This window comes from Bacillus sp. (in: firmicutes) (genome assembly GCA_012842745.1).
Taxonomy (GTDB): domain Bacteria; phylum Bacillota; class Bacilli; order Bacillales; family Bacillaceae_J; genus Schinkia.
In genome coordinates, this window is record DUSF01000060.1 from 1 (window position 1) to 11349 (window position 11349).

Genomic DNA, 11349 nt, shown 5'->3' on the forward strand with positions numbered 1-11349 from the left:
TTGAAGTTAAAATAATTCGTGTAGGCACATGAGAGAATTTCTATTGTGAATTAAAAAGAAGTCTTTAAATAAACGAACAGGTTCGATTTAAAGGTGAAAATTGACTTGAACAAAGCTGTGTTTTTTTTATATAGAAACAAGAAAGAGGAAATTTTCCGTAAGAACCACTTTTCGCTTGCAAAAAACATCTCATCTTCATCTTTTTCCTCATCAACGTCTTCATTCACTGGTGGTACAGCAGTGTTGACCCAGCCTTCCATTTTCACCAGTTCACCTTGGTTATCTATTACCCCGCCCATAACGAGGCTATTGGGATCAAGCTTCAGGAAGCTCACTCCTTCTGTTGTCTTCTTAATTTGTACTATGAATTCCTCGATTTGGTAGATGAAGCAAGGTAGTTAACGAGATTGTATCCTACGTAATCAATCTTTTCATAGTCTACGGCTGATTCATTCGTTTTCACACTATTTCCCCTTCTGTAATTAGCTGCTTCTCTTTAACAATTTATAGCAGTTTCTTATATGTTAGTTGCTGTCATTCCTTATTTCAATATTTCTCTTAACAAGAATCTTTAAATGTAATTTATGAACAAATAAGTAAATTTTGTTCACAATTGTAACAAAAATACAAGTAAATGATTTACAAATCTCGAGGTATAAAATAATATAAAGTATAGATGTAATTACATAATATAACAATTGGATGTAAATTATTATACTAATTACCAAAAACAGGTCGAAAGAAGTGGAAAAAGTAAAATAATATATAGGTAAATTGTTCTAAAAAAATACAAATATATACATATTTAGGATTAAATGATAAAATGCTTGATATGAAGTTTAAGGGCAATATTATTTTTAACAGATTATTACTTCAATAATTAAATAGAGAGGAGGAGCTATAAAAATTTATAAGCTAACCAAATTATAAATGTTTTATAGCGAATGTATGGACATTATTAGCCAAACAAACAGAACAATGTTGTATGAGGAAATTAATCCAGAGAAGCTTGATATTTTAACTCTTGTCGGAGATGTAAAAGGAATTGACAGCTTAAGCGACGAGAAAATTAAAGAAATTAATGAGTATTTGCTTGTAAAAAGCTTTGACGAATTTTTAGACAAGTTTTCTCCTACTGTGTATTCCTTTTACAATGCAGCAAACCAGAAAGTAATGTACACATTGAAAAAACCAGAGGGAATTCAGGAGGACTGCATTTCTGAAATTGTTATTGACCAACATAATGATTTTTTGAAAATGTTATTTACTTTAATCGACACAAAGCGAAGCCAAGGTATTACAAATGTCGATTTCAAGTTTGAAAATCTATTGGACATGATATCCCCAAAAAAGGTTATGGATGACATTCGTCAGGTTAGAAAAGAAATTCACTATTTGTACGGTGAATATGAGAAATTAGATGATGGTGATCCGAAAAAGCTTGATCAGGGAGACAAATTGAACATGCTCTTTGAGGATGCAAGTAGAAATTATAATAATGTAATGGCAATGCTGCCGCTTGCAATTGAAGATATTAAAACTAGGCTATTGCTAGGTGCAACTCAGGAAGACAATGAATCTGAAAAGCTCCAGATTGGTACACTAACAATCGGTGAAAAAGGGGAATTGAAAATTATTGAAGCACCTAAAAATGAGAGTACAGATCTTATGCTTCTCAATGAAAGTAGTAATAATGGATTAAGCGCTGTGTTTGCCGAAGATTATGAAGCCATTAATGAAACATCATCTTCTTATGTTAAGGATCTTGTCGTTAGAACCTTTTCACCTTTACCAGCAGTGCAAGCAGATGTTGATTTAGAAACGGAAATCGCGAACTATAATACGTATCTTGAGTTCTATAAAAATGCAAAGGACGAATTTGTTAAAACTGTTAAACCACTTGTTGAAAAAATATTAGGGGTAAAAATGTTCTTTGATCAATATGCAACAAAAAATAAAGGAATGCAGCCAACACTCCTTATCACTAACACGAAGCTTGATATGCTAGTAAAAAGTAATAACTTGCCAAGATTAGTGACATATCTCAACACAGTAAACTCCAAAAATGAGTTTTCAGATACGATTTGGTTTGGCATTGTACCTTCTATTGAACTTGAAACAACTGGAAAGCTTAAGGTAAGCAGGGAACGTTTTAAGGGGAATGAAAAGGTTACAAAGCAAGATGGAAATACAATGGAATCTCTAACAATGCTACTTGATGCTGTAAAGGACTATAAAGTACAAATATTTTTTAGTTTTATGGCTGTCGAAGAAACAACTTTTAACAGTGTGGCTACAGCAGGAATTGATAAATTTATTGATAAATGCGCATCATTACTTAGAAAAGAATATAGTGAATTCGCTATACCTTGTATTCCGAATTTCACAATTATTCCGAAGGATAAATCCGGTGTAGTTATTGATAGCAGAATGCTAAAAACAGAGGCTGGCGGTGTACAGCTCTCTAAGGAAAAGGAAGATATTTTAAAGTTATGGATAGAAGGTGTATATGTTGGTGCGAGCTATGTAGCAGCAGGTCTTGTTGCTGCCTATCAGTGCCCTGACTATTTAAAAGAATCATTCCGAAGCGTGAAAAAGGATTATCCAGGAGTTCGTTTCGATATAGAAGCAGAGGATCATTCATTAAGAACAGTTACAACAATGGCTAAAGAGATATCTGGATTTACGAATAATATTAAAGATGCTATCAATAGAAGAAATTTTGGATTTGTCTTTTCTTCAGAAAATGCTCAATTGCAAGGAAAAGATATTAAAAGAATTACAGTTTATAAGGCGCGAAGCCTAGCTATGGAAGAAGATGGGTTTGATTCTATTTACAAAACACTTGTAAGTACATATATTGAGAGAATTCTTAGGTTCCAAACAGGTGATTTTAAATATGATAACATTGTCAAATTTTTCAGTAATAATCCAAATAGTCAAAAGAGTCAATGGCTTGTTGGCAAAGGCTATGTAAATTCAATTATTCAGGATGGAGATGACATAGGCTATATCATCGATGATAAGACCAACTTGTGTCAAATTGATCTAGTGTTCAACGGAAATGTAAAGAACCTAGAGGTTATGATTACGAAAGGAACAACTGCAGTAAAGGCATAAGAAAAGTTTTGTTGCACTTATTTAGGTGTGTTTGGGGTTTGTTTTCAAAACGACCTTTAACATATGCCTCGAAGATATAAAAAATTTTCGAGAGAAAAAATATTAATTAGTAGGAGGTTTTATTTATGGGTTTTATTTTGAAAGTAGAGGGGCCAGAAACAATTGAATTGGGGTTGGACAGTATCATGACGGTGGTGTATGAGACTGATACTCCAAATGATTCCAACGCTAGATCAACGGATGTAGGATCAACACTTAAGGTTACAGGGAAAATCCTTACAGCAACTGATGGGGATAATGCCGATGATACGATGAAGCTTGGATTGTGGTCTTTAGTTCCAGCTGAAAAAGCGCATTGCTATCGTAAAGTTACGCTGGAAGTCATTTCAGCAGACCAAGTTGTTAGAAAAATTCATTTCCCTAATGCATTTGTCGTTGATTATGTTGAAAGATTTGGCGACACAGAAGGAGTAGGCGAATTTATGCTTTTCATTAAGCAGAAGAAGGATAAAACAGATTTAGCTCAAATCGAAGGCGGCTATGCTGTTTAGCTTGTACATTTGATTTTATAGTTATGAAAATATAAGGGACTAGACAGTCCCTTATATATTTATATGCCATAATTATAGGGATGAAGAAAATGGAAAATTATTATGAAATCTTAGGTGTTGCTAGAGATGCCACGCAACAAGATATAAAAAAAGCATACAGGCAACTGGCAAAAAAGCACCATCCAGATTTAAACAAAGGAAGCAGTGAATCTGAAAAAATATTTAAAAAGGTATATGAAGCTTATCAGATTTTAAGTGACACGACATCTAGAGAGGCATATGATGCCCGCTTAAATACACAAAATGAGAACACTACTCACACAAATAACACTTTTGAGAAAAAGAGGGAGCATCAAGTAAACTATCAGGAATTTGATATAAGAAACATGGAAAAAAACTTTGAAAATTTCTTTGGCTTTAACCCGAAAACAAAAAAAATGTCTCCTAAAATGGAGAATAAAAAGGATAATAACCCTGTTGACACCTCAGCAATCTTTGAAAGTTTTTTTAATGTAAGAAAAAAATGACTGGCAAGGAGGAGGAGATATGGTGAATAGGAATGAAAATCAAGTTTGGATTACCATCATAGATTTACTGATTGTAATAGTTGGAATCTTTACACTTATATATGTATATGGACTAAATACTAACTTCCATTTAAAGGTTATTGTGAGCATTCTGTTAGGTATGATTTTAGTAGGTTTTGTAATAAAAAAATATGAATCCGAAGAACGCCAAGAAGTAGCAGACACAGTAATATCGAAGTTTGTTTTAATAGATGAAGCTGGGGTAGCAATAAGAGAATGGTTTATAAATGGGGAGACATCGTTTCTAATTGGCAAAAATTCAAGCCACATCGAAGTGGATATTGATTTGTCTGCTACAGAATATTCATCACTAATCAATTACGAACACGCTGTGTTAAACCGTGTTTCCGAAAATTGGTTTATTGAGGATATTGACGAGATACATAGTGTAGGGATAAAAAAAGCGAATAGGCATACCAAGAGCAAGCTTAATCAAGGGCACCCCTATCAGATTAATGTAGGGGATACAATCTATATAGCAAACGCTAGGATAGTAGTGAGGTAACAGCAGATTCTTAACAAAATAATAAACGGAGGATTGAAAAAATGAGTTTGTCAAGATGTATAAATGGGCATATGTTTAGTGCAAGAAGATATGGGAACGCTTGTCCATATTGTAATGTAATTGTTGAAGAAAGCCCGAAAATTAAAAATCAGCCAGTTTCAAGTGCAGGAGAAGTAGACAAGACAATGCCATACTTGGGGGAAACGGAAGGAATTGAACCAGTAACTGGTTGGTTAGTATGTATAGAAGGGCCTCAAATGGGGCAGGATTACAGAATTATGGCAGAAAAAAATTTCATTGGAAGATCAGAAGATATGCATATACGGATTATTGGCGATAATTCGATTTCGAGACGAAACCATGCAGTCATTGTATACGACCCAAAGAAACGAAATTTTTTTCTGTTGCCAGGAGATGCATCTGGTCTTGCCTACCATAATAATGAAGCCGTTTATTCACCGACTGAACTATCAGCCTATGATGTCATTCAACTAGGCAGAAGCATATTCATTTTTATTCCATTATGTGGCATTCATTTTGAATGGGAACAAGATCAGGACAAGGAATGAAAATTATGATGTATGAACAAGGGATAAGTCCTTATATTATTGTGCTGATCTGTATCTTTATCCTTTTGGTTTTACTGTATAGTAGGCATATTCTTTTAAATAAAAATAAAAAAGTGGAAATTGAGATTGGGAATGGTCAAACAATCGGAACACGTGAAGAGCAGGATGATTCCTTTTCAACAATGACAACAGCAAGTGGTACGATAGCTGTTCTAGCTGATGGGATTAGTGGGCTTTCAAATGGGAAAATGGCTAGTATGATTGCAGTTCAAACATTTATAAATGAATTTTCGAACATAACATCGACCGAAAATATGCGAGATTTCTTCACAAAAGCGGCACAACTAAGTAATCGTGAAATTATGTATAACCTGAAAGGGAAAAGTGGCGGGACCACTTTGGTTGCTGCGATTGTGGACAATCAGGGCTATCTTTATTGGGGAGCAGTCGGGGACAGCATGATTACGATATTTAGAAACGGTGACTTCATAAATGTTAACGAAAAGCAAACTTATGAATCCGTACTTGAGGAACGCTATATTTCAGGTGAAATAACTCAAGCGGAGATACAAGCGAATCCAATGAGAAAAAGACTTATTAATTATTTGGGATACTCAGGTTTTAAAAATATAGAAATTGGCAACAAACCGATAAAGCTGAACAAGAACGATAAAGTTGTTTTATATAGCGATGGAATTTCTGACAGTTTAACAGAAATAGAGATTGAAAAAATCCTATCCAAGAATATTTTACCTTATGATGCTGCCCAAGAAATAGTTGAAGCTGTTGAGCAAAAACAATTGAAAAATCAAGATAATGCAACAGTTATTATATTGGCAAATGGTTGGTGAGCTTGTTAGGTTGGATAGTCCTTCGGATAAGGAGTATGGAGGTTACGGATGAGAAAGGAGAACAGTGAGTTTATTACTAGCTTTCTATCAGAATCAGGCAGTTTTATTCAAAATAGTGATTATTTCGCCTATACGGAGCTCGACGATTTAGCATGCTGGGTAGTTGTTCAGGGACTAGATTTAGATAAAGAAATAAATAGTGCGGAGCTTGCTGCAAAGGGCATATTAGAGAAATTTATAGAAAAGCCTTCTATGTCAAGAGAGAAAATAAAAAAATACATAAAAAACGCTCATGAGCTGTTGCAGGAGCAGAGCTTAAGAGTAAGGTTGAAAGCTAGCATCGTAGTCGTTGTAACAAATTATACGAAATTGATGTGGGCTGTAGCGGGAAATGCTAGACTCTATCATTTTAGAAATGGAAGACTATTCTTAAAAAGCAAGGATCAAAGCTTATCACAGGAACTTGCAAATAAGCATGAAATTACAGAGGATTTTGATCATCATGAGGAGCGGCATAATCTCTTGAATTACCTTGGCAAGCCCCAAATGTTTCAGCCGTTTATTTCAAAGAAGACAAAGCTAGAAGATGGTGATGTCCTGTTGCTATGTTCTTCAGGTCTTTGGGAAGAAGTAAGTGGAGTTGAAATGATGGATGCTTTGGAAGAAATACAGGATCCTAAACAATATGTAGATTTGTTGGAAGAAGTTCTCTTAAGTAGACAAAAAAAAATTGTGAATCCTTATACAATGGCAGCTATTTTTGTTAATAAGGTATATCAGGAAAATAAGAAGAATAAGAAAAAATACTTCAAGATGATTACAGTCTCATTACTTTTAACTCTACTAGTTGCAGGAAGTGCGATTTACCTTAAAGTGAAAGAAGCAAAGAAAATGGCAGAATATATGGCAGAAGTTTTTGAGCACGAAAAGACTGGAGATACTTATTTTCACGATGAAAACTATGAAGGCGCTTTATTAGAATATAGTGAGGGACGAAACGCTGCTAAACGAGCAAAAAATGCTATCCAAAAAGATTTGTTGGGGAGAAAGCTACGGATAACACAATTCATTATTGATGGGGACGAGGAAGTAAAGGCTGAAGAGTTTGCACAAGCATTAACTAAATATGAAAAAGCGGAGAAGGAAGCAAAAAAGCTTCCCAAATTTGAGGCTAATATGATTGAACAAAGAATTACAAATATAGATGCTTTCGTACAAATCTCAGAAGTCGTCAAAGAAGGTGATATGCGTTTTGAAGCTGAGGATTATGAAGGTGCGCTTACTATTTATGAAAAAGCTCGAAAGAAAGCTTTGGATATTGCTTACAGTGGTGAGCAGGAAATAAGAGCCAAGATTGAAGAGACGAAGGGGAAAATTGCTGAACTTGAGCGGGAACAGCTAGCGTTAAATGCAGAAAAGTTGGAGAAGAAAGGCGATCAAAGTTTGGCGAAAGAAGATTATGAAAGTGCAATTCATTCCTATCAAGAGGCTCAAGGAATCTTTCAAGAGATGGGTATACTTGCAAAAGTATTAAATGTTGAACGAAAGATTATGGGTGTAGAGGAGAAATTAAAAATGCCACCAAATATAGATATAGCGCAAGCTGATTCATCATTTGAAGATGAAAAATGATAATTACGTGAAGTGAAGGCAGGAAGTGATGATTACTATGAAAGAGACTATACTGGATCGGCTGCAGAGAATGGAAAATCTTGAGGAGCGTAAATTACTAAAGGACATTGTAAGTGGTGTTTTTATGAATTTAGTCGAATACCAGGAGGATATGAACAGGAAATTAGAGGAGCGGGTTTTTAGTGAATTAGAGGATTTGGACGATAGATTTGATATTTACTGTACCATTTGCAGCAGAGATAATATAGACCCTATTCATGAATTCCTGTTTCCTATGATTCCAAAGGATTTAGAGAAGGATTCCTTTACTATACAAGAACAGCTTGATTCGGTTGGCATGCATGGAGAGTTTAACCTTTTTACTATATATTTGCAGTGTGAGTTTCCGAAAATAAAAGAGCTACTAGATAGCCAAAGATTGTTTGCTGGAGTAATTGTTACAACAAGCGGGAAATATGACGTTAACATAATGCTGAAACAAAACAAAACCTATATAGAAGAAATCGAAAAACTATATCATTTGTTCTTATTAAATGGGCTTTCTTGGAAAACGGTCAACCATCCGTTTGCTTATAAATTTTTTGATGTTATTATAACTGATTTTCCCTGCTTGAAAGAAGAAGAGGAGATCATCGAGATTAGCTATGATTTGGAGGAATACGAAGCCTATAAAAAAATAAATATGATTCCACTATGGAATATTGAAAAACTTACCGTGAAAAGTTCAGGCTTTCCAAGTCCTGCGAAAGATAAAGTGAATTATGAACATACTATTTCTATCCGAAAGATGGGCGAACAAAATGGCTATCTTGTTGATTCAGATGAAAAGGATATTCGCTATGTAAAACGTTCAAAAGATGTAGTGACTGTTGTTTCTGCACATGATAAATCAGGGCTGTGGAATTTGCTCAAGATTGCAAAGCCTTTAAAGAAAACTGTTGATGATAGGCAGGGATATGCCCTTGTCTCAAACCGAAGAAATAATCACTTTATCCAGAAATATGCACAAAAGAATACGATGGCTATAAGAACGAAGAGTGAAGTGATGAGGATTATTAACTCCTTTGAAGCAGCTAAAGATCTTGAGCTAGTGGATATAGATTTACAAGATATATATATTGCCAAGGAAATATGCTACCCCATGAATGCCTTTCTAATTGATAATATCAGGGTGGAAAAGGATAAGAAAATAATGATTTTCCGTTTCAAAGCTCAAGTAGAAAGAAATTTTATATTAAATGATACGCTGAGTTTTCTCACCTCTGAGGCTCAGATGTATTTCCCGGAGTATAAATGTGTAGGGGAATGGGCATGAATTATATTTGGGATTTATTAATTAAAGCAGAGAAAGCTGGCTTCCAAAAAAAAGATATTGAATTCTTTTTGCCGAATACTTATTCCCCTTATATGGAATTAAGCAATGAATATTTAAATGGGACAGCTATTGTACAAAGGATGGGTGTGAATCCATATTACCGATTTTATGAAATATTCAAGGATTTATTTTCTTTAGATAATCATGAGGAAGAAGCACTTAGACAAGTGCTACTTGATCTTGTGCTCCATTTTCTAGCTGAGATTGATTTCGTACAAGGAATGAATAAAAGGGAGTATTACATTCAATTTGTACTTAAAGATATGGAAGATGGAATCTTTGGCAGAGTTGTAAAGGAAAATATAGGCTTGTTTTCAAAAGAAGAGCAGGAGGAAATTTCTTTACATGTACTTAGGCTATATAAATCGGGGGAAGCCGTTTATTTGCTGAAGGAAACGCTAAGAAAAATATTTAAAGATTGCTCTGTTTATGCCAAATGCGATGAAAAGGATGAATTACTCATCTATATTGGCAAACAAAGGAACAGGGAAACACAGGCAAAAATTGACCTACTGCTACAGCTATTTCTGCCAGTTCGATTCCAAACTGTGATTTACTGGGAAAAACATTTTGGAATTATTGATATAGATGAAACGATGAAGGTCGAACATATAGCACTCTATTGATTTTTGCTAGATTAAGGAGGGATAGAGATTGAGTGGATATTCATACAAGCTTCATATTCACAAAAATAAAAGAGAAGATAAGAGGCTCATTAAATATACCCGTGAGGAATTAATGGAAATGACAACCTTTCAGCTTAAGAATATTTGCTATCAAGAGCGGCTAGTAAAAGGGGTTGCTAATACTCTCGATAGAGATGTACTTATTGAGACCATCTTAAAATACCGGGGAGCTGAAGAACCGCTTCTGATTAGAGAGATGAAGGATGGCGGCTTTACTAGAGTAGAACAGGCTATTCAAGCGTATTTACATACAGAAATGCAACATAGCGGCAAGATTAAGGTGCCTGCCAAAATGAGTATTTATTCAGGATTGAGGATAGATAAATTAGACAAATATATGGTAGATGCAGGAAATCTACTTGTAGAATCTAATGTGCTTTTAGTAAATGAAAATCTTGAATTATGTGGAATTCTCAAATTAATAAAAGATTGTGAACAGCAGGGGCGCTATTATTTATCTGCTGATGAAAAAATGGAAATAAGAGAGACAACGAATAGGAACTATAGTTTTTTATTCTTTAGAAAGCAAGACTCTGACTATATTTATAAGACTTACTACCAAGAAACACCTCTTCCTCCTGTCCATTTACATTACTACAAGATACCCATCCCAGATTTAGAAATAAAGCAGTTGGAAACAACGAGAGCCGTTCTTGCCATTGATTTTGGTACAACGAATACAACGGCTGGTGCATATTTAGATAGTGAATACGTTTCATCTTTAAGCAGTCATGATTTATTAAATGGCAGAATTCGGCTAAATAGTATTAACTTTGTTACTTTTGTTGACAAAACGAATGATGAGAAGGGAATCGAAGTGCTTCCAACAGTCGTCAGTATTGCAGATTGTTCGAATCCTGAAAAGATTTTGTATCATTTTGGCTATGATGCGTTGAAAACAGCAAGAATGAACAGTTACAGTGGTCTTTCAACTGTATTCAATGGATTTAAACGATGGGTTCATAATTATAAGGTTGATGAAGAGGTGATGGATCATAATGGCAATACTGCCAACGTTTCAAGAAGTGTTATTTTGCGGGAATATTTGCTTTATGTCATCCGAACAGCAGAGCATCAATTCAAATGTCGTTTCAAGTATTTGCATATTTCTAGCCCAGTAAAAATGAAAAATCAGTTTCTTGACATGTTCAAACATATATTGCCAGAATACGAGATTGAATGTGAATATGCTCTCGATGAGGGCATGGCTGTTCTATATAATACGATTGCTGAACAAATAGAAACGAATAACTTTCTGGATGGGGAAGAGTATAAGGCGCTTGTCATTGATTGCGGCGGCGGAACGACTGATCTTTCCTCGTGTAAGTTCCGTATTCGGGATGGACATCTATCCTACAAGATTGATATCCAGACAACCTATGAAAATGGAGATACTAATTTTGGCGGCAATAATATTACCTATCGAATTTTCCAGTTTATGAAAATTATGTTTGCGGCCTATTATAGTCACAA

Annotated in this window: 11 protein-coding genes; 10 read left to right on the forward strand and 1 reads right to left on the reverse strand. The window is 34.7% G+C overall.

What is annotated here, in order from left to right:
- Positions 1 to 50: 50 nt before the first annotated feature.
- A complete protein-coding gene (locus tag GX497_17805) occupies positions 51 to 335 on the reverse strand; it encodes a hypothetical protein (GenBank protein ID HHY75034.1) in 285 nt (94 codons plus the stop codon).
- A 613-nt stretch (positions 336 to 948) separates the two neighbouring features.
- Between GX497_17805 and GX497_17810 the strand changes: the two genes are divergently transcribed.
- The 10 genes from GX497_17810 to GX497_17855 form a co-directional block, all read left to right on the forward strand.
- Positions 949 to 3120, forward strand: a complete 2172-nt coding sequence (locus tag GX497_17810) for a transcriptional regulator (protein HHY75035.1) — start codon at positions 949 to 951, stop codon at positions 3118 to 3120.
- 125 nt (positions 3121 to 3245) lie between these two features.
- Entirely contained in the window at positions 3246 to 3671 is a 426-nt protein-coding gene (locus tag GX497_17815) for a membrane-associated protease 1 (protein HHY75036.1), read from the forward strand.
- An 89-nt stretch (positions 3672 to 3760) separates the two neighbouring features.
- Positions 3761 to 4198, forward strand: a complete 438-nt coding sequence (locus tag GX497_17820; GenBank protein ID HHY75037.1) for a J domain-containing protein — start codon at positions 3761 to 3763, stop codon at positions 4196 to 4198.
- A 19-nt stretch (positions 4199 to 4217) separates the two neighbouring features.
- Positions 4218 to 4763: an FHA domain-containing protein gene (locus GX497_17825; protein ID HHY75038.1), complete on the forward strand. Its 546-nt coding sequence runs from the start codon at positions 4218 to 4220 to the stop codon at positions 4761 to 4763.
- 41 nt (positions 4764 to 4804) lie between these two features.
- Positions 4805 to 5332, forward strand: a complete 528-nt coding sequence (locus GX497_17830; GenBank protein ID HHY75039.1) for an FHA domain-containing protein — start codon at positions 4805 to 4807, stop codon at positions 5330 to 5332.
- 8 nt (positions 5333 to 5340) lie between these two features.
- Positions 5341 to 6183 (forward strand): serine/threonine-protein phosphatase, encoded by an 843-nt coding sequence (locus GX497_17835; GenBank protein HHY75040.1) that lies wholly within the window; start codon positions 5341 to 5343, stop codon positions 6181 to 6183.
- Positions 6184 to 6231: 48 nt separating this feature from the next.
- A complete protein-coding gene (locus GX497_17840) occupies positions 6232 to 7815 on the forward strand; it encodes a serine/threonine protein phosphatase (GenBank protein ID HHY75041.1) in 1584 nt (527 codons plus the stop codon).
- A 37-nt stretch (positions 7816 to 7852) separates the two neighbouring features.
- On the forward strand, positions 7853 to 9130 hold the full coding sequence (locus tag GX497_17845) for a normocyte-binding protein (GenBank protein HHY75042.1): 1278 nt from the start codon (positions 7853 to 7855) through the stop codon (positions 9128 to 9130).
- Positions 9121 to 9816 carry an iron-dependent peroxidase gene (locus tag GX497_17850; protein HHY75043.1) on the forward strand — a complete coding sequence of 232 codons (696 nt, stop codon included), beginning with the start codon at positions 9121 to 9123 and terminating at the stop codon, positions 9814 to 9816. Before GX497_17845 ends, GX497_17850 begins: the two co-directional genes overlap by 10 nt.
- A gap of 112 nt (positions 9817 to 9928) precedes the next feature.
- On the forward strand, positions 9929 to 11349 hold a 1421-nt coding region (locus tag GX497_17855), incomplete at its 3' end, for a molecular chaperone (GenBank protein ID HHY75044.1).